Origin of the sequence: Cytobacillus gottheilii, assembly GCF_018582665.1 — a bacterium.
GTDB lineage: Bacteria > Bacillota > Bacilli > Bacillales > Cytobacillaceae > Cytobacillus > Cytobacillus gottheilii.
In genome coordinates this window covers 2,923,399-2,946,454 of sequence record NZ_CP071709.1, presented here as the reverse complement: position 1 = coordinate 2,946,454, position 23,056 = coordinate 2,923,399, and the positions used below count along the sequence as shown (strand labels likewise).

General features: G+C 40.4%; 27 protein-coding genes and 1 pseudogene. 22 read left to right on the top strand and 6 right to left on the bottom strand.

Features of this window, described 5'->3' with window-relative positions:
- Positions 1-7: 7 nt before the first annotated feature.
- Complete coding sequence (locus tag J1899_RS14590) at positions 8-343, top strand: YolD-like family protein (protein WP_066443920.1); 336 nt, start codon at positions 8-10, stop codon at positions 341-343.
- Positions 344-588: 245 nt separating this feature from the next.
- On the opposite strand, the gene J1899_RS14585 is transcribed toward J1899_RS14590, so the two are convergent.
- A complete protein-coding gene (locus J1899_RS14585) occupies positions 589-807 on the bottom strand; it encodes a CDGSH iron-sulfur domain-containing protein (RefSeq protein WP_066443925.1) in 219 nt (72 codons plus the stop codon).
- A 133-nt stretch (positions 808-940) separates the two neighbouring features.
- Here J1899_RS14585 and J1899_RS14580 point away from each other — a divergent pair, with 133 nt between their 5' ends.
- On the top strand, positions 941-1,279 hold the full coding sequence (locus J1899_RS14580) for an iron-sulfur cluster biosynthesis family protein (protein ID WP_066443927.1): 339 nt from the start codon (positions 941-943) through the stop codon (positions 1,277-1,279).
- Between the two features lie 35 nt (positions 1,280-1,314).
- On the opposite strand, the gene J1899_RS14575 is transcribed toward J1899_RS14580, so the two are convergent.
- The 3 genes from J1899_RS14575 to J1899_RS14570 form a co-directional block, all read right to left on the bottom strand.
- Positions 1,315-2,265, bottom strand: a complete 951-nt coding sequence (locus J1899_RS14575) for an alpha/beta hydrolase (protein WP_066443929.1) — start codon at positions 2,263-2,265, stop codon at positions 1,315-1,317.
- Between the two features lie 510 nt (positions 2,266-2,775).
- Positions 2,776-2,907, bottom strand: coding sequence for a hypothetical protein (locus J1899_RS22755; RefSeq protein ID WP_257297433.1), 132 nt, complete (start codon positions 2,905-2,907; stop codon positions 2,776-2,778).
- 84 nt (positions 2,908-2,991) lie between these two features.
- Positions 2,992-3,888: a hydroxymethylglutaryl-CoA lyase gene (locus tag J1899_RS14570; RefSeq protein ID WP_214474852.1), complete on the bottom strand. Its 897-nt coding sequence runs from the start codon at positions 3,886-3,888 to the stop codon at positions 2,992-2,994.
- Positions 3,889-4,147: 259 nt separating this feature from the next.
- On the opposite strand from J1899_RS14570, the gene J1899_RS14565 reads away from it, so the two are divergent.
- From J1899_RS14565 to J1899_RS14555, 3 genes are all read left to right on the top strand, one after another.
- Positions 4,148-4,837 carry a CoA transferase subunit A gene (locus J1899_RS14565; protein ID WP_214474850.1) on the top strand — a complete coding sequence of 230 codons (690 nt, stop codon included), beginning with the start codon at positions 4,148-4,150 and terminating at the stop codon, positions 4,835-4,837.
- A 19-nt stretch (positions 4,838-4,856) separates the two neighbouring features.
- Positions 4,857-5,525, top strand: a complete 669-nt coding sequence (locus tag J1899_RS14560; protein WP_214474847.1) for a CoA transferase subunit B — start codon at positions 4,857-4,859, stop codon at positions 5,523-5,525.
- A gap of 73 nt (positions 5,526-5,598) precedes the next feature.
- On the top strand, positions 5,599-5,841 hold the full coding sequence (locus tag J1899_RS14555; protein ID WP_066451526.1) for a YqkE family protein: 243 nt from the start codon (positions 5,599-5,601) through the stop codon (positions 5,839-5,841).
- A gap of 50 nt (positions 5,842-5,891) precedes the next feature.
- Here the strand turns inward: J1899_RS14555 and J1899_RS14550 are convergent, their stop codons facing one another.
- Positions 5,892-6,797, bottom strand: coding sequence for an aldo/keto reductase (locus J1899_RS14550; RefSeq protein WP_214474845.1), 906 nt, complete (start codon positions 6,795-6,797; stop codon positions 5,892-5,894).
- A gap of 128 nt (positions 6,798-6,925) precedes the next feature.
- On the opposite strand from J1899_RS14550, the gene J1899_RS14545 reads away from it, so the two are divergent.
- Together J1899_RS14545 and J1899_RS14540 are read left to right on the top strand one after the other, a co-directional pair.
- Positions 6,926-7,483, top strand: coding sequence for an NUDIX domain-containing protein (locus J1899_RS14545; RefSeq protein WP_066443954.1), 558 nt, complete (start codon positions 6,926-6,928; stop codon positions 7,481-7,483).
- Positions 7,480-8,643 carry an endonuclease Q family protein gene (locus J1899_RS14540; RefSeq protein WP_214474843.1) on the top strand — a complete coding sequence of 388 codons (1,164 nt, stop codon included), beginning with the start codon at positions 7,480-7,482 and terminating at the stop codon, positions 8,641-8,643. Before J1899_RS14545 ends, J1899_RS14540 begins: the two co-directional genes overlap by 4 nt.
- Before the next feature lie 78 nt (positions 8,644-8,721).
- Here the strand turns inward: J1899_RS14540 and J1899_RS14535 are convergent.
- Positions 8,722-9,284: pseudogene (locus J1899_RS14535) on the bottom strand (GNAT family N-acetyltransferase).
- A 146-nt stretch (positions 9,285-9,430) separates the two neighbouring features.
- Here J1899_RS14535 and spoIIM point away from each other — a divergent pair.
- The 15 genes from spoIIM to J1899_RS14460 all read left to right on the top strand — a co-directional run bounded on the left by spoIIM (position 9,431) and on the right by J1899_RS14460 (position 23,011).
- Complete coding sequence (gene spoIIM, locus J1899_RS14530; protein WP_214474835.1) at positions 9,431-10,072, top strand: stage II sporulation protein M; 642 nt, start codon at positions 9,431-9,433, stop codon at positions 10,070-10,072.
- Between the two features lie 215 nt (positions 10,073-10,287).
- The gene (gene fur, locus J1899_RS14525) at positions 10,288-10,758 is read left to right on the top strand and encodes a ferric iron uptake transcriptional regulator (RefSeq protein ID WP_151573142.1); all 471 of its coding nucleotides are present in this window, start codon (positions 10,288-10,290) and stop codon (positions 10,756-10,758) included.
- Between the two features lie 183 nt (positions 10,759-10,941).
- The gene (locus tag J1899_RS14520) at positions 10,942-11,169 is read left to right on the top strand and encodes a YqzK family protein (RefSeq protein WP_066443968.1); all 228 of its coding nucleotides are present in this window, start codon (positions 10,942-10,944) and stop codon (positions 11,167-11,169) included.
- A 7-nt stretch (positions 11,170-11,176) separates the two neighbouring features.
- Entirely contained in the window at positions 11,177-12,070 is an 894-nt protein-coding gene (xerD, locus tag J1899_RS14515; RefSeq protein ID WP_214474832.1) for a site-specific tyrosine recombinase XerD, read from the top strand.
- A 197-nt stretch (positions 12,071-12,267) separates the two neighbouring features.
- On the top strand, positions 12,268-13,452 hold the full coding sequence (gene deoB / locus J1899_RS14510; protein ID WP_214474830.1) for a phosphopentomutase: 1,185 nt from the start codon (positions 12,268-12,270) through the stop codon (positions 13,450-13,452).
- 105 nt (positions 13,453-13,557) lie between these two features.
- A complete protein-coding gene (locus J1899_RS14505) occupies positions 13,558-14,376 on the top strand; it encodes a purine-nucleoside phosphorylase (protein WP_066443976.1) in 819 nt (272 codons plus the stop codon).
- Between the two features lie 79 nt (positions 14,377-14,455).
- Positions 14,456-15,760 (top strand): pyrimidine-nucleoside phosphorylase, encoded by a 1,305-nt coding sequence (locus tag J1899_RS14500; protein ID WP_214474828.1) that lies wholly within the window; start codon positions 14,456-14,458, stop codon positions 15,758-15,760.
- Positions 15,761-16,823: 1,063 nt separating this feature from the next.
- Complete coding sequence (locus J1899_RS14495) at positions 16,824-17,990, top strand: D-alanyl-D-alanine carboxypeptidase family protein (RefSeq protein ID WP_214478855.1); 1,167 nt, start codon at positions 16,824-16,826, stop codon at positions 17,988-17,990.
- Positions 17,991-18,204: 214 nt separating this feature from the next.
- Entirely contained in the window at positions 18,205-18,555 is a 351-nt protein-coding gene (gene spoIIAA / locus J1899_RS14490) for an anti-sigma F factor antagonist (protein ID WP_066443982.1), read from the top strand.
- Between the two features lie 2 nt (positions 18,556-18,557).
- Complete coding sequence (spoIIAB, locus tag J1899_RS14485; RefSeq protein WP_066443984.1) at positions 18,558-18,998, top strand: anti-sigma F factor; 441 nt, start codon at positions 18,558-18,560, stop codon at positions 18,996-18,998.
- A gap of 12 nt (positions 18,999-19,010) precedes the next feature.
- Positions 19,011-19,769, top strand: a complete 759-nt coding sequence (gene sigF, locus J1899_RS14480) for an RNA polymerase sporulation sigma factor SigF (RefSeq protein ID WP_066443987.1) — start codon at positions 19,011-19,013, stop codon at positions 19,767-19,769.
- Between the two features lie 125 nt (positions 19,770-19,894).
- Positions 19,895-20,515, top strand: a complete 621-nt coding sequence (locus J1899_RS14475) for a stage V sporulation protein AA (RefSeq protein WP_066443989.1) — start codon at positions 19,895-19,897, stop codon at positions 20,513-20,515.
- Positions 20,505-20,927: a stage V sporulation protein AB gene (locus tag J1899_RS14470; RefSeq protein ID WP_214478854.1), complete on the top strand. Its 423-nt coding sequence runs from the start codon at positions 20,505-20,507 to the stop codon at positions 20,925-20,927. Before J1899_RS14475 ends, J1899_RS14470 begins: the two co-directional genes overlap by 11 nt.
- Positions 20,928-20,967: 40 nt before the next feature.
- Complete coding sequence (spoVAEA, locus tag J1899_RS14465) at positions 20,968-21,552, top strand: stage V sporulation protein SpoVABEA (protein WP_066451530.1); 585 nt, start codon at positions 20,968-20,970, stop codon at positions 21,550-21,552.
- Positions 21,530-23,011: a spore germination protein gene (locus J1899_RS14460; RefSeq protein WP_066443991.1), complete on the top strand. Its 1,482-nt coding sequence runs from the start codon at positions 21,530-21,532 to the stop codon at positions 23,009-23,011. Before spoVAEA ends, J1899_RS14460 begins: the two co-directional genes overlap by 23 nt.
- The last annotated feature ends 45 nt before the right edge of the window (positions 23,012-23,056 follow it).

Below are 23,056 nucleotides of genomic sequence, written 5' to 3'. Positions count from 1 at the left end.
GTTTGACATGATTCGGGATCGGGGAAGAATTAAATGGACAGCCATGATGCTGCCAGAACATGTGAAGATGCTGCGTGACTGGGCAGATGAGGATCAATACGAACAAAAGAAAGAGCTTGATGAACAAGAAGTGGAAAGGCTGAATGAAGTGCTGGCGGAAGCGATGGAATTTAACAGCAATGTGGTAATCACGCATTATCGGCGCCAGAAGTATGAGCTGACGATGGGAACCATCCACTTCTGGGATGAAATGAACAAACGCCTTCACATTGCTGACCGGTTTCATGAAATTCACCGCATCGATCTAAGCAGTGTAGTTGACGTGCGATTAGCGGATGACTAGAAAAGCGGAGGCGGCTTGCCCAGCCGCGACAAGCATAAGGCGAGCCGGGCGGAAGGTTGTTCTTTAACCTTCTGAACGGATTGACTTATGACCTCGAGCGGCTAGTCGCCGGAGCTAGACAAATAGAAAAGCGGAAGGTGCTTGCCCAGGGACGACCAGCTTAAGACAAGATATTAGCTGCCTGATCGTATGAAAAAATGCATATGCCTTCAGAAAGAATACTGAAAACATATGCATGTGGAATCTTATTCTTCTGAGCCTTCTGGCTTTGGTGCGCGAACGGCAGATTCAAACTTACCTTTATGGCTTCCGTCACAAAACGGAGCTTTTGCGCTTAACCCGCAGCGGCAAAGCGAAAATGCTGGCTTTGTCTCAAACGGATTTCCTTCTGCGTCAACTAACTCCACGTCACCAGTAATGCGGAGCGAACCATTATCATTTACTTTAATTTGTACTTTTTGCATACTTTCTCATCCCCCTCGCAATAATGGTATAAGGAAGAGAGACAGAAAGCAACAGGCAAAAGCAAAATAGCAGAAGCAGCGGCAAGAAATATGTTAAAATAACGTATTCAGCCATGAAAGGAGAGAAGAATTCATGGAAATTAAAATTACAGAAACAGCAGCCGTTAAATTAAAAGAGCGACTAGAGGGAAAAGAAGGGTTTTTGAAACTGAAATATGATACAGAGGGATGCGGCTGTGTTGTCAGCGGTGTGGCAGCATTATGGCTTGTAGACGAACTCGATAGCGATGATCTTGAGGTTATAACTTCTTCAGGCAGTATATATATAGAAAAGTCTAAAATTGTCTTTCTTGATGAAAAACTCATCATTGATTTTTCTGAAGCAGCTAACTGCTTTCAGCTGAAAAGTCCTAATCAGTATTTAAACCCGCGTATGAGTCTGATTGATCAAACGAAAAAAGCAAGTGTATAAAAAGACCGGCATGAAGGAACTCTTCATGCCGTTTTTTATATATCTGCCTGTGCAAATGCTTCATCTCTTACTTTTTTTTCACCGACATACTCATCCAAGAATTCATCAATAACACGCTCATAGTCTTCCTTATTTTCATTATACGATTGGGCATGGATGCCGTTTGTCGCCAAATAGAGTTTTTTGGGTCCTTGTTTGCGCTGAAAGAGTTCTTCAGTCATTGTTGGAAGGATAAAGTCATCCAGTTGGCTGTGAATGAAAAGGATAGGCTTTTGAATATTTTCAATCACCGATATTGGAGAGACATCCTTTATGGAATACCGCTGGCGCACTCGTATAAATAAATCCGCAAGCGGAATGAACAATTTCGGCGGCAGCAGCTTCATTTCCGTTTTCAGTCTATGAGAAAGCTGTTCCTCAAAGTCGGAAAAAGGGCAATCAGCGATATAAAAGTCCGCCCCGTCCTCAAGCATACCCGCGTATAGCAGCATAGTTGCAGCTCCCATCGATTCACCATGTATGCCGATTTGAACATCTGGTCCCTTCTCCGCTTTCAGCCACTGAACAACAGCCTGAAGGTCGAACTTTTCGTAATGTCCATAGCTCGTTGTTTTTCCTCCTGATTCACCGTGGCGCCGATGGTCATAAATGACCGCATTATAGCCGCGCTTCAGAAAGATATTCATATATTTAACCGAGTTCATCTTATTTTCGGTCACTCCGTGTGCAATAATGATGTACTTTTTCCGGTCATGTGGTTCAGCTATAATCGTTTTTAATGGATAGCCGAAAGGGGAAGAGATGGAAACTTCTCTTTTAGGAAGATTTTCGAAGGCAAGGGGATCAAATCGGCCAGCCTCTTTTTCACGATTTAAAATAAAATTTTCATCCTTCTTCTTCATATACATTAGGCGATTTGAAAAATAAACCCCCAGAGTAGTCAAAAAGAGAATGAAAGAAAGTAAAAAACGGAGAAGTCGTCTCATATTCATTTCCCCTTAATGTTTTTTTCTTTTATTTTACCATTACCAAGAAAAAATAAACTATCGATTAGCCTAAAAATGTAAAATTACACAATATATTCATACTAATAAAGGCATGTGATCTCTTCACATATAGTCTTATGCAAAGGGATAACAGATATGTAGAAAAGGAAAAAACTTAACATAAATTTATGCCTGATAGGAAGAAGGGGTCGTTTGATAGGAAAACGAAAAATTTTGATAGGAAAGCGATTTTGTTTGATAGGAAAACGAAAAATTTTGATAGGAAAGCGGTTTTGTTTGATAGGAAAACGAAAATTTTTGATAGGAAAGCAGTTTTATTTGATAGAAAAATGAAAATTTTGATAGGAACCAGGCTGAATATGTTGGAAAGCAACTGAAGAAGTGCATAGGAGTTTCCATTTTCTCATAAAGAGCAAGGTTTAGAAACAAAGGTATATGATAAAAAAAGCCGTCTGCTAAAGCAGCGGCCCTAACTTGTTAAAGAACAAATCACTGTTGTGAATTTTGTCTTTTGGTGGGATGAATTGCCTTTTCTAATTCTTCAGCGGCTATAGTGTTATTAACTGTATCGCTGTTTGGTTTTCCTTTTTGGCTGTTTCCTTTATCGCGCTTTTGGCTCATTTCATAAGCTCCTTCCTAAATAAGGTCTTCTTTTAAGATGGATAAAATGTGCGGCACTTATTCATGGAAGTATTTAAAATAAGTTTAAGTATGAAGTTTATAATACATGCTTTCAATCGGCCGAGTAAGATAGGGCTTGACGGCGTCAACAGCACGAAGCAGCTTATTTAAATCTATATTCGTTTGAATATTCATGCGCTCGAGCATGTAAACAACATCCTCGGTGGCTGCATTTCCAGAAGCTCCAGGTGCAAACGGGCAGCCGCCAAGACCGCCTGCAGATGTATCAAAGCGGCTGATGCCTGCCTGAAGGGCAGCGTAGATATTGGCGAGAGCCATTTTGCGGGTATCATGAAAATGAGCAGTCAATAATGTATTCGGAAATTCCTTGACCAGCATGGAAAAGAGCTGATAGGACTCTGAAGGAACAGCCATGCCAATTGTATCTGCCACACTGAGCTCATCAGCGCCGGCTTCAGCAAATTGGCGGCAAAGCTTTAGCGTATCCTGAAAGTCGATCTTTCCCTCATATGGACAATAAAAGGCGGTGGAAATACAGGCGCGCACAAAATATCCCTTTTCCTTTAATTCAGAAATCAGCGGAACAAGTTCGGTCATGCTTTGTTCTGTTGTTTTGTTTATGTTTTTTTGATTAAACGAATTGCTGACTCCAACAAATACAGCAGCAGCCTTGCAGGATGTTTGATAGAGCCTGAGGATTCCCTTTGTATTTGGCACAAGGATGATCTCCCGCGTATGGTCTGTCAGACAGGAGAAAGCAATGTCATCAGCATCCTGCATTTGCGGCACCCATTTTGGAGAGACAAATGAAGTGATCTCCATTTCTGTAATGCCAGCCTCTTTTAATCTAGCAATAAATTCCTTTTTGACGTCTGTTGGAACAAATTCCTTCTCATTTTGCAAACCGTCCCGCGGGCCAACTTCAATAATTGTCACTTCGGCAGGAAGACTGTCCGTCATGTTTTCAGCTCCTTTTTCATAAAGTAAAAAAGTATAGTCTTTAACATAGAAAATAGCGCATTTCTGCACGCTTTAAGAAAGCGTTTTCTCCATTGTATGGCAGGCTTTTTAGTAAATGCAAGAATAATAGGAATTTTGACAAAATAAAAGGATTTTTGCAGATTTTCACGAAGTAATAATATGGATATAGCATGAATCTTTTTTAAATGAGAAATGAAATGTAAGCGTTTGCTTTATTAGGAAGAAAGGAGCAGAAAATATGAAAACTATCTATAGCTCGTTTAGTGAAGCGGTAGAAGAGATACACGATGGCGCCACCATTATGGTTGGAGGCTTCGGCTTATGCGGAATACCTGAAAATCTTATCCTTGCATTAATGGAGAAGGGTGTAAAAGATTTAACAGTGATCTCTAACAATTGCGGAGTTGATGATTGGGGACTTGGATTGCTGTTAAAAAACAATCAAATCAAAAAGATGATCGGTTCCTATGTGGGAGAAAACAAAGAGTTTGAAAGACAGGTGCTGTCTGGGGAATTGCAGGTAGAATTGCTGCCGCAAGGGACGCTTGCTGAAAAAATCAGAGCAGGAGGAGCAGGCATTCCCGCTTTTTATACACCGGCAGGCGTTGGCACACCGATAGCAGAAGGAAAAGAAATAAAGATCTTCAATGGCAAAGAATATTTACTCGAAGAGGCATTGAAAGCAGATTTCAGCTTAGTGCGGGCGTGGCAGGGAGATAAAATGGGCAACTTAATCTATCTGAAAACGGCACGCAATTTTAACCCAATGATAGCTGCCGCAGGGACAGTAACGATTGCGGAGGTCGAAGAGTTAAAGGAAATCGGTGAGCTGGATCCGAATAGCATTCATACACCAAGCATTTATGTACAGGGAATGATCCAAGGTACCCAAGAAAAACGGATTGAGCGTTTGACGGTAAGCAAATAAAGTGAAAGGAGTTGTACATATGAAGAACGATAAAGCAGCAATCCGTGAAAAAATTGCAAGAAGGGCAGAAAAGGAAATTAAAGACGGCTATTATGTAAACTTAGGGATCGGAATGCCGACATTAGTGGCAAATTATATCGGAGAAAATAAACAAGTGGTTCTTCAATCCGAGAACGGTTTACTTGGAATCGGCCCATATCCGCAAGCAGGCGGAGAGGATGCGGATCTAATCAATGCAGGTAAAGAAACCGTCACCGCAATCCCTGGGTCTTCTTATTTTGATAGTGCCGAATCATTTGCCATGATCCGCGGCGGACATGTCGATATTGCCATACTCGGCGGAATGGAGGTATCACAGGAAGGCGATCTTGCCAATTGGATGATCCCCGGAAAAATGATTAAAGGTATGGGCGGTGCGATGGATTTAGTGCATGGAGCCAATAACATCATTGTCATAATGGATCATGTGAATAAAAACGGAGAATCGAAAATCCTGAAAAAATGCACGCTGCCGCTGACGGGAAAGCAGGTCGTCAACCGAATCATCACCGAAATGGCCGTGATTGATGTGACTGAAACAGGCTTAAAACTCGCCGAAGTGGCAAAAGGCTATACAGTTGAAGAGGTTGTACAGGCAACAGAAGCGGAGCTACATGTAGATGACTCTGTTAAAACCGAAGCTTTTTAATTCAGATTTTAACATCGCCAAGAGACAAGTTTTTTGCTATAATGAGCAAAAAATTAAGCGGAGGATTCAAGCAATGAAGAGAAAACAGCAGCCGGCCCGTAAACAAGAAGATAAGCCCGTTACGCTCGGAGATATGTTAAACGAAAGCTTAATGGATCAGCTGAAAAATAAAAAGCAGGAACTTAAAGCAGAAGCCGATCAAAAACGGGAAGAAGAAGAGCGCCGCAAAAAAGAAGAACGTAAACAGCGCGAAAAGAATAAAAGCTTTGAGGAGCTGCTTGGGGAAAGCAATATGAATTGGCGTGAATACAAGTAAAAATCTTATAGAAAAAGGTCATCTTAATTTGCTAAGATGACCTTTTTTTATTATCTGTGTTCCGAATATCCGGTACTGGTTGTTAGTTGTTGAATCACTTTCAATTCTTCCAGTGATAGGGCCGGTTTGCGGACTGCGGCAGCATTTTGCTGAACTTGTTCAACCGAGCTTGCTCCAGCAATGACAGAAGCGACTGCAGGCTGTGCCAGATTAAATTGCATAGCGATTTCACCTGGAGAGCGATCGCCAAGCTTCTCTTCAAGGCTTGGGATTAGCTGCTGCAAATCTTCATAGCTGTAGCTTAAATAGCCGTTTTTTTGTGCTTTGGCCAGATTGCCGTTTAAGATTCCTTTTGCAAGCGGACCGCGTGTAACTACACTTATTTTTTTCTGCTCTAAAAGCGGAAACGCCTGCTCCTTTGGACGGCGGTCAAGCATGCTGTATTGCATCATAACCGAGACGATATTTGATTTTTCCGCATATTCGCGAATCACATTTGGGCGAATGGAAGAGATGCCATAATAGCGGATATAGCCTTCCGTTACAAGCTCCTCAAATGCTTCAATCGTTTCCTCTATATTGTCTTCGATTGTACCGCCATGCAGCTGATACAAATCAATATAATCTGTCTGAAGCCTCTGCAGACTATGTTTGACTGCTTCCTTTATGTGTTTTTTGGAAGGATCCCAGCTCCAGCCATCTTTGTTTTCATTCCAGCGGTTGCCTGCTTTTGTCGCAATGATCACTTTATCGCGAACCGGCTTCAAAGCTTGGCCGACAATCTTTTCATTTTCGCCAAAATCATATAAATCTGCTGTATCAAAATAATTAATGCCGGCATCAAGAGCTGCTTCAATAATGTTCTTCCCTATGTTCAGATCTGTGCCCAGTGACATGCAGCCTAAACCCAACACACTCGCATGAAGCTCAGAAGTGCCAATTTGTCTCTTCTCCATCATTCCACCACCAGTTTTTTCTTTTATTTTAACGGAGACAATCCAAGACGCCAAATCATAACACTTCATTTAAAAAATGGGTATGATAAAATAGAGCAGGTAATGTACATAAAAGGGAGTGGCAGGAAATGAGCAGTCTTGAAGAAAAAACAATAAAATCGGAATCTATTTTTAAAGGGAGAATCATCAGTCTGCAAGTTGATGATGTTGAACTTCCAAATGGAAAGCACGCGAAAAGAGAACTAATTAAGCACCCTGGTGCGGTTGCTATTTTAGCAGTGACAGATGAACAGAAAATCATCATGGTTGAGCAATATCGCAAAGCACTTGAAAAAACGATTGTAGAAATTCCGGCAGGCAAGCTTGAACAGGGAGAAGATCCACAAGAATGTGCGAAAAGAGAACTGGAGGAAGAAACAGGATATGAAGCGGCGGAATGGTCCCTATTAACCTCTTTCTATACTTCACCGGGATTCGCGGATGAAATTGTTCATTTATACATAGCGAAAGGTCTTAGCCAAAAAGAAAATAGTGCAGAACTAGATGAAGATGAATTTGTGAATCTGATGGAATTAACACTTGCAGAAGCAGAGCAGCTTGTGGATGAGCAGAGAATCTATGATGCCAAAACGGCTTATGCTGTATTATATTTAAAACTTCAAGAGGCGCTGAAAACATCGAAATGAGAAATTATTATGCCGACTTGCATATTCACATCGGAAGAACCTATACAGGGAAGCCAGTCAAAATTACAGGCTCAAAATCGCTGACCTTTTCAAATATCATTGATCATGCCCGTGATGAAAAAGGGCTGAATATGATCGGTATTATTGATTGTCATTCACCGGAAGTCATTCAAGAGATGAAGATGCTGATTGCTGCTGGGGAGATGGCTGAAACAAAAGAAGGCGGATTAGATTATGGTGATTTAACCATCATTCCTGGCTCTGAAATAGAAATTTATGATGAAAACTGTAAAGGCCCTATTCATGTTTTATGTTATTTTCCTGGAATAATGGAAATGAAGAGTTTTTCGCATTGGTTATCACAGCATTTAAAGAATATTACACTCAGCTCACAGAGAATTTATGCTGACGGAAAAGTACTGCAGCAAAAAGTAAAGGATCTTGGCGGTTTATTTGTGCCAGCTCATGTGTTTACGCCTTTTAAAAGTCTATTCGGAAAAGGGGTTCACAAAAGCTTAACAGAAGTATTTGATCCGAATTTAATTGATGGAATTGAACTTGGTTTGAGTTCAAATACGCAAATGGCAGACCAAATAGGAGAACTGCATCGTTACTCTTTTTTAACGAACTCTGATGCTCATTCATTAAGTAAAATTGCACGCGAGTATCAAACCCTTTATCTGCAGCATCCATCTTTTCAAGAATTGAAAAAGGCTCTCCATAGGGAGGAAGGGCGGAAAATTGCCGCTAACTACGGCTTGGATCCATTGCTTGGAAAGTATCATGAAACCGTATGTGCTTCCTGTTCAACACGGTGGCAAAACGCACAGGATACTTGTTCAAATTGCGGACACCATGCATTTGTAAAAGGTGTGGCCGAGCGGATCCTAGAACTGAAAACAGCCGAAACGGGTAAAGCAGACAGACCACCATATATTCATCAGATCCCGCTTGAGTTTGTACCAGGATTAGGGCCGAAAATGCTTGAAAAACTTTTGAACCATTTTGGAACAGAAATGAATGTGCTGCATCATGTGTCAGAGGAGCAGCTGGGACAAGTCATCCCGGAAAAAATAGCAAATCTGATCGCAAAGGCACGGAGTGGAAAGCTGTCGCTTGCTGCAGGCGGCGGCGGAAAATACGGGAAAATCTCAGAATGAAAATTCCGGCGCGGAAAGCAGCCGGAATTTTTTTGTTTTAGTCATGCGAACTATTATTCCTCGCAACCTCGCAGTCTTCTACTCTTTTACCTTCGCAAACACACATGTATCACGCAATTGTGTTCCATCTGCACTCATCGAGTCTTTGCGGAGAATGCCTTCAAGCATAAAGCCGAGCCGCTCAGGAATCTTCCTGCTGGCTGTGTTCAGTGTGTCGCAGCGAATTTCCACCCGGTTTGCATGAAGCTCCTCAAACGCAAAAGCGGTAAGTCCTTGTACGGCTTCAGTCAGATACCCCCTTTTGGTCCAACGGGTATCGCACCAATAGCCAATTTCAAATCTGCCAGCTTCCCACGATATACGGTGCAATCCTGTTGCACCAATGAATGTTGATCCTCTTTTCTGAATATATGCAACCTAATATCTTGGCGCTGAATAAAGAGAGCATAGGCATTGCGGATATTCTCTTCTGTCTGTTCAAGTGTTTGCTGTTTATGAGCGAAGGGCAGCCATTGCTTCAACTCCTCTAATGAATGTTGTATTGCTTCATGGACGATCTGCCCATCACCAGGCAGACACGGACGAATCAGCAGCCGTTCTGTTTCAATTTTTTCCGGAAAATCAAATAGTATAGGATTCATGGAGTATCCCTCCTAAGTAAATTGATAATATTATAGGCGCTATTGGGCTGATCTTCAATAACTTTCTGGAAATTAAATGAAATAGTCATGACACTGTGAGGACAGGCATACAATGGAGTAACTGAATATGTACAGGAGGATTAGCAATGAAGAAAAAAATGTACCAGAACGTCGCCGCAACCCATTTTCGTGAGCATTCCTCGATCTATTTATTTGTGATTGTCTTGTTTTTCATGGGTGTTATATTTGGAGCTATTGTTGTCAATAGCCTAAGTTTTACTCAAAAAGAAGATTTATTTTATTACTTATCGCAATTTTTCGGACAGGTTTCAGCCGAAGAAGTTGCTACATCTAATGATTTGTTTAAACAAAGCTTGCTTCATAATGCTAAATATATAGGATTGATTTGGCTTTTGGGCATTTCAATTATCGGCTTGCCTGTTATTCTGGTTATGTTATTTATAAAGGGAATGGTTGTAGGCTTTACTGTTGGTTTCCTAGTCAATCAGATGGCATGGGACGGATTCCTCTTGTCCTTTGTTTCCATCCTGCCGCAAAACTTAGTCATCATCCCGGTGTTCATTATTGCTGCCACACTTGCCGTTGCTTTTTCATTAAAAATGATAAAAAAGCAATTTATGAAAAGAATGGGCGACCCCATGCTTCCTTTATTCGGACGGTATGCTGCATCGTTTGCCATCGCTTTAGTTTTTATAGCAGCCGCAGCTGGAGTTGAAGCATTTATATCACCGCCATTAATGAAATCGGTTATACAATCAATACAATAGAAATAATAGAAAGAAAAAACCAAGATACAATCGTAATCTTGGTTTTTTCTTATCAGTACCTAAGGGAACTCTGACCTGCTGGAAGATCCTCCTCGTTTTGTTCACATATATTACATAATAATCATTCTAAAAAGTTATTTGTAATTATTTTATTTTGACACTATCGGGTGATCTGTTATAATGAGAATGTTAGCGGCAAGGGAGGGACTTTCGGTATGGAAAGCAGAATTGATAGAATAAAAAAACAGTTGCATTCATCCAGTTATAAGCTTACTCCACAGCGTGAGGCTACTGTAAGTGTACTGCTGGAACATGAAGAGGATCATTTAAGTGCGGAAGATGTCTACCTCCTTGTAAAAGAGAAGTCGCCTGAAATTGGTTTAGCAACTGTATATAGAACACTTGAACTACTAACAGAATTAAAAATAGTGGACAAAATTAACTTTGGTGATGGCGTATCCAGATATGATTTGCGTCAAGAAGGAGCTGCGCATTTCCATCACCATTTAGTATGCATAGAATGTGGTGCAGTTGATGAAATTCAAGAGGATCTGCTTGAAGATGTAGAAGAAGTGGTCGAGAGACGCTGGAACTTTAAAATCAAAGATCATCGTTTAACATTTCATGGTATTTGCTATCGCTGTCAGGACAAGGACAGTGAAGATGAAACAAAAACAGAAGAATAATTCTAAAACCTTTTCTTCCTATAGAAAGGGTTTTTTTGTATTGATTTTTTATTGTATCTCCTATTCTGAAGCTCGTGGGGAACATTTTCTAAAATAAATGAATGGAATTCCTTCCTTAGGTATATTTCTTGTCCAATTTGGCATATCTTTTACTAATATGCAACAGGGTTGGAGGATTTATATATGAGATCGGGATTAAAAATGATTTTTCAGACAACAAAAGTATTTGTGCTGTTTACAGGCTGCACAATTCTTTTCTATTACGGAATAATGTGGTTAAATGAAGAATATCAGGACTATCATCGCTATGATGAGCCCGATGGAGCGGCTGTCAAAGTTTCGGCAAGCGGAGAAAATCATGACAGCAATTTCTTGGATAGGTTATTTCTTTTCTATCTAAATGGGGAGTAATGAAAGAATGGAAGATCAGTTAAAGGACTTTGTGCACTATTTGACAGTGGAAAAGGGTCTTGCAGAAAATACGATTGTATCATATGAAAGAGACTTAAAGTTTTATATTCGCTTTTTAAAAGAAAATGAGAAATTGACTTCTTGGCATGATGTGCAGCGTGCACAAATTATCCAGTTTTTAGGTTCGCTTAAAAAAGAAGGAAAATCTTCTAAAACATTAGCACGGCATATTGCCTCGATTCGAGCATTTCATCAATTTTTATTGCGTGAAAGAGCAGTGGAGCATGATCCGTCCGTTCATATTGAATCGCCGCAGCAGGAAAAGTCTCTGCCAAAGGTATTAAATATGGCAGATGTTGAAACACTTTTGGATTCGCCGAAAACAAACAACCATTATGGGCTGCGTGATAAGGCCATGCTGGAGCTTTTATATGCAACAGGAATCCGTGTCAGTGAATTAATTAATCTTAACCAAGAAGACGTACATTTGACGATGGGATTTGTCAGATGCATCGGAAAAGGGAATAAAGAGAGAATTATTCCGCTCGGACGTACTGCAGCTAAAGCACTTGATGACTATCTGCAAAAGGGAAGACCCGTCTTTCAATCCAAAAAGCATCGCGACGATGCCTTATTTTTAAATCATCATGGCAGGAGGCTGTCCAGACAAGGATTCTGGAAGATCTTAAAGGGATTGGCGCAAGAAGCCGGAATCCAGAAAGAGTTAACTCCTCATACACTAAGGCATTCGTTTGCAACCCACCTGTTAGAAAATGGAGCGGACCTTAGAGCTGTTCAGGAAATGCTTGGCCATGCTGACATATCCACAACGCAAATTTATACACATGTTACCAAAACGAGGCTTAAGGACGTTTATAGCCAATTTCATCCAAGAGCTTAATAAAAGTTTTACAATGCTGCCCGGAAAAAAAGGCAGCTTTTTCTTGTTTTTTTATGATTATTCGTTACAATAGAGATGTCAGACTTCTGACGTATGAAAATGTGTATTTCAAATTGAAAAGGGTAATATAAGCAATAAAGATATACATTAATAGAATTGATTTTGTAAGGGTATTCAATTTTATAGGAGGAACAATAATGACAAATCATACATATAAAAGAATTTTTCTAGTTGTAATGGACTCAGTTGGTATTGGGGAAGCTCCTGATGCAGAAAGATTTGGCGATAAGGGTTCTGACACATTAGGCCATATAGCTGAAAAAATGAACGGCTTGAAAATGCCAAACATGGGGAAATTAGGACTGAGCAATATCAGTGAGATCAAAGGAATTCAGAAAGCGGAAAAACCGCTTGCTTACTATACGAAAATGCAAGAGGCATCCAATGGAAAAGACACCATGACAGGACACTGGGAGATCATGGGGTTAAATATCCAAACACCTTTTAAAGTGTTTCCAGACGGTTTTCCGCCTGAGCTTATTGATGAACTTGAAGATCGCACAGGCAGAAAAGTAATTGGCAACAAACCGGCAAGCGGAACAGAAATTTTGGATGAACTTGGCGAAGAACATATGAAAACCGGCGCACTTATTGTCTATACTTCAGCAGACTCTGTATTGCAGATTGCAGCACATGAAGAGATCATTCCTATCGAAGAACAATACAATATCTGTGAAATAGCAAGAGAATTAACATTAGATGAAAAGTATATGGTCGGACGTGTTATTGCACGCCCATTTCTCGGTGAGCCTGGTGCCTTTAAACGAACATCCAACCGTCATGACTATGCATTAAAGCCGTTTGATCGCACAGTGATGAACGAGTTAAAAGATGGTGGATATGATGTCATTGCCATTGGTAAAATCTCAGATATTTATGATGGCGAAGGTGTTACAGAATCATTAAGAACCATTTCCAACATGGACGGAATGGATAAGCTTGTTCAAACATTGGACATGGACTTTACAGGTCTAAGCTTCTTAAACCTTGTCGATTTTGATGCATTATTTGGACACAGAAGAGATCCAATCGGCTATGGTGAGGCTTTAGAGGAATATGATGCCCGTTTAGATGAAGTATTTGCGAAGCTGAATGAGGATGACCTTCTTATTGTAACAGCTGACCATGGAAATGATCCTGTGCATCACGGTACAGATCATACAAGAGAATATGTGCCATTGCTTGTCTACTCAAAAGGGATGACAGGAGGAAAAGAATTGGCGATCAGAGAAACATTTGCCGACATTGGTGCAACTGTTGCGGAAAATTTCAATGTGAAACTTCCGGCATTCGGGAAAAGCTTCCTGCAGGAATTAAAATAAGAGCTTATAGAAGAACGTACAGTTAAATAGAGGAGAGTTTTTCTCACAGAAGGAAAGATCTATTCACTATCCTATTTTAAATATAGAACCGAAGGAGATTAAATCATGGATGTAAACAAAATTGTAAACGCAGCCTCATTTTTAAAAGAAAAATACTCGAAGGTTCCTAAAATCGGATTAATTTTAGGCTCTGGTTTAGGAGTATTAGCAGACGAAATTATTGAACCAGTTAAAATCCCTTATAACGAAATTCCAGATTTTCCTGTGTCAACGGTTGAAGGTCATGCAGGACAGCTTGTTTTCGGCGATCTAAATGGTGTGGATGTCGTTGCCATGCAAGGACGTTTTCATTATTATGAAGGCTATTCTTTTGATAAAGTAACATTTCCTGTACGCGTGATGAAGGAGCTTGGGGTTGAAATCCTCATTGTTACTAATGCAGCTGGCGGTGTTAACGAATCCTTTACACCAGGCGATTTGATGCTGATTTCAGATCATATTAATAATATGGGAAGCAACCCGCTGATCGGACCGAATGATTCGAAGCTTGGCGTAAGGTTCCCTGATATGTCAGAAGCATATGCAAAAGATCTTCGTAAGGCAGCAAAAGAGATTGCACAGCAGCTGAACATCAATGTAAAAGAAGGAGTTTACGTCGGCAATACGGGCCCTACATATGAAACACCTGCAGAGGTTAGATTGCTTCGGGTATTAGGCGGAGATGCAGTTGGTATGTCAACAGTACCAGAGGTTATTGTTGCTCGCCATGCCGGATTAAAGGTGCTTGGCATTTCCTGCATCAGCAACATGGCTGCTGGGATCTTAGATCAGCCGCTTAACCATGAAGAAGTAATTGAAACAACAGAAAAAGTGAAAAAAGATTTCCTTCAATATGTAAAAGCTTTAGTTAAAAATATGGCGTAAGCAAACTAGGTTAAAAGCGCCATTTAATGAACCTTGCAGTGGTGCTTGCACTTTTAGAATAGAAGGGCGGATTCACACAATGAGAATGGTTGACATAATTGAAAAAAAGCGTGACGGGATTGAATTAGCAAAAGAAGAAATTCAATTCTTTGTAAATGGGTATACAAATGGATCAATTCCTGATTATCAGGTGAGTGCTTTGACAATGGCGATTTTCTTCAAAGGAATGACAGAAAACGAACGTGCTGACTTGACGATGGCTATGGTAGAATCCGGGGATCAAATCGACCTGAAGAAAATTGAAGGCATCAAAGTAGATAAGCACTCAACAGGCGGTGTTGGTGATACAACGACACTTGTTTTAGGACCGCTTGTAGCGGCAGTTGGCGTGCCTGTTGCAAAAATGTCTGGACGCGGATTAGGGCATACGGGCGGCACCATTGATAAATTGGAAGCTGTTGAAGGATTTCATGTAGAAATTGAAAATGAAGAATTTATTAAGCTTGTGAATGAAAATAAAATTGCTGTAATCGGCCAAAGCGGAAACTTAACGCCTGCAGATAAAAAGCTGTATGCATTGCGCGATGTTACGGCTACAGTTGACAGCATTCCGCTCATTGCCAGCAGCATTATGAGCAAAAAAATTGCAGCAGGTGCTGATGCGATCGTTCTTGATGTAAAAACAGGCGCTGGTGCTTTTATGAAAACGCTGGAGGATTCCAAAGAATTAGCGAGCGCAATGGTTCGCATTGGAAACAATGTGGGCCGGAACACAATGGCTGTTATTTCAGACATGAGCCAGCCTCTTGGTTTTGCCATCGGAAATGCGCTTGAAGTGAAAGAAGCGATTGATACGCTAAAAGGGGAAGGCCCGGAAGATTTAACAGAGCTATGCCTAACCCTTGGCAGCCATATGGTTGTTTTAGCGAAAAAAGCTGCAACTGTAGAGGAAGCACGTGAAAAGCTGCAGCAAGTAATAAATGATGGCAGTGCACTTGAAACCTTTAAAACATTCTTAAGCTCTCAAGGCGGAGATGCGTCTGTTGTGGATCAGCCAGAAAAAATGCCTCAAGCAAAATATCAATTTGAACTTGAAGCAAAAGAAGATGGCTTTGTGTCAGAAATTGTGGCTGATGAAATTGGAACAGCAGCCATGCTTCTTGGGGCAGGGCGTGCAACAAAAGAATCCACCATCGACCTTGCAGTTGGATTAATGCTGCGCAAAAAAATCGGAGACGAAGTGAAAAGAGGAGATTCACTCGTAACCATCTATAGCAATTTTGAAGATGTCAGCGAAGTTAAAGAGAAATTATATGCAAATATCATGCTGACAAGCGAAAAAGTAAGTGCACCAGTTTTAATTCATGGTGAAATCACGAAATAAAAAAATGAATTACTATATACGAAAGAGCTGCCGAGATATATATGGCAGCTTTTTTTCATTTAAATATATCTTGGAGACTATTTGGTCTGACTGTAGGGCAAAGTGGACAGATCTTGGGTAATAATGTACGCATTTGCGGGGGGAATAGGACTGGTTATACTAGTATATGTAAATTGATGCGTGTTTCTGCTCTAATCACAACAGAATAATCCAATAACTGGATAATAGAGGTGTGTTTCGGAGCTAAACGCGACAGTAAAATCCTATATATGGAAAAAGGTGTCGTGGAAATGCTCTAATTACGACAGAATAATCCAAAAAATGGATAAAAGAGGTGTGTTTCGGAGCTAAACGCGACAGTGAAATCCTATATATGGAAAATAGTGTCGTGGAAATGCTCTAATCATGACAGAATAATCCAAAAAATGGATAACAGAGGTGTGTTTCGGAGCTAAACACGACAGTAAAATCCTATATATGGAAAATAGTGTCATGGAAATGCTCTAATCACGACAGAATAATCCAAAAAATGGATAATAGAGGTGTGTTTCGGAGCTAAACGCGACCATGAAATCCTATATATGGAAAATAGTGTCGTGGAAATGCTCTAATCACGACAGAATAATCCAAAAAATGGATAAAAGAGGTGTGTTCCGGCACTAAACACGACAGTATAATCCTTTATATGGAAAAAGGTGTCCTGGAAATGCTCTAATCACACCAGGATAATCCAAAAACTGGCTAATAGAGTCCCTTTTCATCTATTAACTAAACTTAGACTACTAGTTATCCCAGCTCAACCATAATAAATCCCCCCTTAAATTTATAAACTCTAGTTTTGTTCTTTCCCCCAAACCCAAAAGGCTACAAATCACTAACGCTCTCCCACTAACTTAGTCTCTTATAGCCTCTATCTTTCCCTATCAAGGTTTCTCCTAAGTGCTCTTCCTCCTCATGAATATTTTTACCGGAATGGTATAGATTTTCCTCAAATGGAAATGATGGTAGCAAACGAAACGATCATCAGTCTATGCTGGTGTCATTTTTTGGAGGGGTTTATATGATGAAGAAAATTGTCTTATTAATGATGCTTTCTTTTCTTATGCTTACAAGCTTCTTACCTTCAGCATTCGCTGAAGAGCAGAAAGCAGAATTAGCTGAGGGAGTAAAATCAGCCATTTTGATAGAAAGAGATACAGGAACGATCTTATACGAAAACAATAGTAAAGAACAGCTGCCGCCAGCCAGCATGACAAAAGTGATGACAATGCTTCTGATTATGGAAGCAATTGATGAAGGCAAGCTTACATGGGATGAGAAGATTCGTACGAGTGAGTATGCGGCATCTATGGGAGGATCGCAGATTTTTCTTGAGCCTGGTGAAGAAATGACAACAAAGGAAATGCTTAAAGGCATTGCAATCGGATCTGGGAATGATGCATCCGTGGCAATGGCAGAGCGGCTTGCCGGTTCAGAGGATGAATTTGTTGAAATGATGAACAGTAAGGCAAAGGAGCTTGGTTTAAAAGATACATTCTTTAAAAATCCAACAGGTTTGCCGGAAGAAGGTCATTACAGTACAGCACATGATATGTCAGTAATGGCAAAAGAGCTGCTGAAATATGAAGATATAACAAGTTTTACGGGAACATACGAATCCTATTTGCGTGAAGGTACAGATAAAAAATTCTGGCTTGTTAATACGAATAAACTTGTTCGTTTCTATCCTGGTGTTGATGGATTAAAAACAGGGTTTACGAATGAAGCAAAATATTGTTTAACGGCAACCGCTGAAGTAGATGGAATGCGTGTGATTGCGGTAGTGTTTGGAGCTCCAACTTCTAAAGACCGCAACGCGCAAGTAACGAAAATGCTCGATTATGCTTTTAGTCAATATAAAACACATTCAGTGTTTGAAAGAGATCATACATTAGGCAAGGTAAAGGTTAGCAAAGGCGAGCACAAATTTGTCGATGCAGTGACGAGTGAACCTATTTCTCTGTTAACAAAAAAGGGAGAAAGTATAGATAACGTTAAGCAGAAGATAGAGCTGTCAGAAGACATTAAGGCTCCGGTGAAAAAAGGAGATGAAGTCGGCAAGATCATTTTTGAAAAGGATGGCAAACAGATTGTAGAAAGCAAACTTGTCGCCAAAGAGGATAGTGCTGATGCAAGCTGGTGGACACTATTTAAACGATCTATGGGTATGTTCACAAAATCTGGTGAATAAAGAAGGCAGGAATATGTCGAAGTGTTCCAAGCTTCCTTCTAATTTTGGCGAAAGCACACTAGTTTTGTCTTCTTGAAGGATATCGGAAGTGAAATATAGAAATTGACTCACTAAAGGCGGATAAAGGAGCCTGCTTCAGTTTAAAGCACTCTGCATCCGAATGCTGCTGCGATTTCATTTAGCGGCTTCATACCACATAAGGAGGCTATGAATAGTGAGTCTTAACATTAACCTGGAAGTGAAAAATGAAATTTTATGCATTCGATTAAGCGGGGAGCTTGATCACCATTCAGCAGACGAATTGCGTGAGCAAGCAACAGCCGCAATTGAGGAATTTCATATCCGTCATATCATTCTTAACCTAGAGCATCTCTCATTTATGGATAGCTCGGGGCTGGGAGTCATACTTGGAAGATACAAACAAATAAAACAAGTACACGGAGAAATGGTTGTTTGTGCCATCTCCCCAGCTGTGCAAAGATTATTCGATATGTCCGGTTTATTCAAAATCATTCGTTTGGAACCGACAGAAGAATATGCATTGCAAAGATTGGGGGTTGCCTAAACATGAAAAATGAAATGCACATTCAATTCAGCGCTTTAAGCCAGAACGAGTCTTTTGCTCGTGTAACGGTGGCTGCTTTTATTGCTCAGCTTGATCCAACGATGGATGAGCTTACTGAAATTAAAACAGTTGTATCAGAAGCTGTTACGAATTCTATTATTCATGGCTATGAGAATGACCCGAATGGTCTTGTGTACATTTCTGTCACGATAGAAGATGGATTGGTTGATCTATCGATTAGAGATGAAGGATTAGGCATTAGCGATGTCGATGAAGCGAGACAGCCGCTTTATACGACAAAGCCAGAGCTTGAACGTTCTGGCATGGGCTTTACCATAATGGAGAATTTCATGGATGAAATAGCGGTTGTATCACACCCAGGGGAAGGCACAGAAATCCGCTTAAAAAAGCATTTATCAAATAGTAAAATGCTATGTAATTAAGGGAGTCTTGCTATGGATGTGGAAGTAAAATCAGGTAAGGGCCAAACGTATTTAAAGGATCATGAAGTCAAGGAACTAATTCAGCAAAGCCAGAGCGGTGATCAGAGTGCCCGGGATACAATTGTTCAGAAGAATATGAGACTCGTCTGGTCTGTCGTGCAGCGTTTCTTAAATCGGGGCTATGAACCTGATGATTTATTCCAAATCGGGTGCATCGGATTGCTTAAGTCTGTAGATAAATTTGATTTGAGCTATGATGTAAAGTTCTCTACTTATGCTGTTCCAATGATTATTGGGGAGATTCAGCGGTTTATTCGTGATGATGGGACCGTTAAAGTAAGTCGATCCTTGAAGGAACTCGGCAATAAAATCCGAAAAGCGAAAGACGAACTATCGAAAACATTAGGACGAATTCCAACCGTTTCGGAAATTTCAGAGTACCTGGATATTCCGTCTGAGGATGTCATTCTCGCACAGGAAGCAAGCCGGATTCCATCGTCTATTCATGAAACGGTTTATGAAAATGATGGAGATCCAATCACATTGCTTGACCAAATAGATGATGGCAATGAGGGCAAATGGTTCGATAAGATTGCTTTAAAGGAAGCGATTAGAGAACTGGATGAACGCGAAAGGCTGATTGTGTATCTTCGTTATTATAAGGATCAAACTCAATCAGAAGTAGCCGAAAGACTCGGAATATCCCAAGTACAAGTCTCCAGGCTGGAAAAGAAAATATTGCAGCAGATGAAGGACCGTATGGATTTGTAAATCCATACGGTTTTTTTATCGTGTCTCAACATAATGGTAATTCATGAAATTATTGCCTTTCATGAAGATAATACCTGCAACTCATACTATATGTAAGGAAATCACTCGCGTGGGAAGTGAAAAGAATGGAACACACAGTGTATATTCGTTTGCGCCATCGGCTCCAAGTCAGGCCGAATACGGCGATCCACTTAGAGGACATCGCGCAGATCATTGCGGATGAAGAACTATTTTCTGTATTGCGCAGATTAAAAATGCATCAGGTCATTGAAGAAGATAATAACATCATTATTATCGACATCATGAAGGTCATCAAACTTATAAAAAACCAATTTCAGATGCTTGAAATTCAAACAATTGGTCCTTCACAGGTGATTGTAGAAGTGGCCAGAAAAAAAAGAAAAACGTCCATGTCGTTATTTGTTTTAGTATGGCTCCTATTGTTCTTTGGAGCTGCCTTAACGATCATGAATTTTCATGAGGATGTAAGTATGAGAGAAGTTCATCTGAAGATTTTCACCATCATTACTGGAATTGAAGACGAAAAGCCGCTCGTATTTCAAGTGCCGTATTCAATTGGCCTTGGAGCGGGGATGATTATCTTTTTTAATCATTTATTCAAGAAGCGCCTCAATGAGGAGCCAAGCCCGCTTGAGGTAGAGATGTTTAATTATCAGCTTGATTTAGATAACTATGTGGCTATGAATGAAAACAAGGAGAGCATGAAAAACATTGATGACGATTAAGATCATCGCGGTGATCTTCTTAGGAATTGCAAGCGGCTTGGCTGTAGGAGCAGGATTTGTGGCCTTTCTGACAGTACTGGGGATTATTCCCCGCCTGACACAGCTCACAAAAACAATGAAAATGATCCGTTACTATGAATGGTCGGTAGTATTAGGAGTTATTTCGGGTTCGGCTGCGACTCTTTGGGATATTGCTTTTGCTTTTCCGCCATGGTTATTAATCCCTCTTGGTGCATCATCAGGCATTTTTGTAGGCATGCTTGCTGCAGCTTTAACAGAGGTTCTGAACGTACTGCCTATTTTAGCTAAAAGAATTGGCATTGATGGCCAGATTGTTATTCTGCTGATGGCCCTTGTTTTCGGCAAAATCGCCGGCAGCCTCTACCAATGGTTTTATTTTATAGGAAAGTAGAAAAAAGATTGAATGACAAAAGGAAGGATCGATTTTGGATATGAGTGAAAAGCGAAATGTCATTCTCATAACAGATGGAGATGTTTATGCCCGTAAGGCGGTTGAACTTGCTGCACAGGAAATTGGCTGCAGATGTATAACTTCTTCTCAAGGAAATCCCTCTGTATTGAGCGGCCCTCAACTTGTAAAGCTCATTCATAAGGCAAAGTGTGATCCAGTGCTTGTCATGTTTGATGATAGCGGGTTTGTTGGTGAGGGGGCAGGTGAACATGCAATGAAATACGTGGCGCATCATGAAAGCATACAGGTATTAGGAGCCATTGCGGTTGCCTCTAAAACAAGGCATGAAGAATGGACACATGTCGATGTCTGTATTGATCGCTTTGGAGAGCTTACACACTATGGTGTAGATAAATATGGCATTCCAGAGATGGAGGAAGGCAGAATCACAGGAGATACGGTATATTGCTTGGATGAATTGGATCTGCCAATTGTCGTTGGTATTGGAGATATAGGAAAAATGGGGAAAATGGATCACTTTACAGTTGGTTCACCTATTACCATTAAAGCCATCAAGCTAATACTGGAAAGGAGCGGAAAATATGACAGCAGCAAAGAAGGATAATATGAAACCCATCCCTATATCGGTAAACGAAATTGAAACTTATATGAAAAATAGAGTTGGACTGGGTGAGAGTTTTGATCTGGGAGTCCGAAAATTAAAGGTTCTGCGCAAAGATGTTCATTTTTACTACGTTAATGGATTGACAGACACCCAATTTATCATTGAGATTGTTGAAGAATTAGTGGCTATAAATGACCATGAGAAACTTTCAACCAAATTGTTCAGCGTCATCGAAAACCGCCTTGTTCATCAATCTGTGGATAAGATTAAGACGCTTGATGAACTTGTTGATCAAGTTCTATCCGGTCTAATTGTTGTTGTCATGGAAGGAGAAGACACAGCTTTAGTCGTTGATGTCAGAAGTTATCCAGGCCGTACACCGCAAGAACCGGACACAGAGAAAGTGGTGCGCGGTTCAAGGGATGGCTATGTAGAAAATATAATTATCAATACAGCATTAACGAGAAGAAGGATTCGAGACGAACGTCTACGTTTTGAAATGCTTAAAGTAGGAGAACGCTCCAAAACAGATGTAGCCATTGGCTATATAAAAGATGTAGCAGATCAGGATCTAATTGATATTATTAGAAAAGAAATTGAAGCGATTGACATTGACGGGATTACAATGGCAGATAAAACCATTGAAGAATTCTTGTTAAAACAAGGATATAACCCGTTTCCGCTGGTCCGTTATACAGAGCGTGCAGACGTATCTGCAACACATCTTCTGGAAGGGCATGTTGTCATTTTTGTTGATACATCCCCAAGTGTCATTATTACACCAACAACTTACTTTCACCATCTGCAGCATGCAGAGGAGTATAGACAGTCACCGGCAGTCGGTACGTTTGTAAGGTGGATTCGGTTTTTAGGACTACTATCATCACTTCTTTTATTGCCGCTTTGGTTCTTATTTGTATTAGAACCTTCGCTTTTGCCTGAAGCTATAGCGTTTATAGGACCAAATGAAAAAACAAATATTCCAGTCATCATTCAGCTCTTTATAGCAGATGTCGGGATTGAGTTTTTAAGAATTGCAGCCATTCATACGCCAACCCCTTTATCGACAGCAATGGGTTTAATAGCGGCTGTTTTAATCGGTCAGATTGCAATAGATGTTGGGTTATTTGTACCGGAAGTCATTCTTTATGTTGCTTTGGCAGCAATTGGCACATTTGCAACCCCAAGCTATGAGCTAAGCATTGCCAATAAGTTAGTCAGACTTGGAATTTTAATTCTCGTTGCAATCTTCCATACTCCTGGATTAGTAATTGGCACCACGGCCTTTATTCTTTGGCTTGCGAGCATAAAATCTTTAAATGTTCCTTATTTATGGCCGTTTATACCATTTAATCCTGGTGCGTTTGTTCATATTCTTATCCGAAGAGCTGTTCCGGGTTCTAAGATCAGACCAAGTATTGTACATGCGAAAAATCGTTATAAGCAGCCTGTTAAATAGTGTGCCACCCATGCTCCGTTGCGGGATTGATTGAATTGTGTTAAA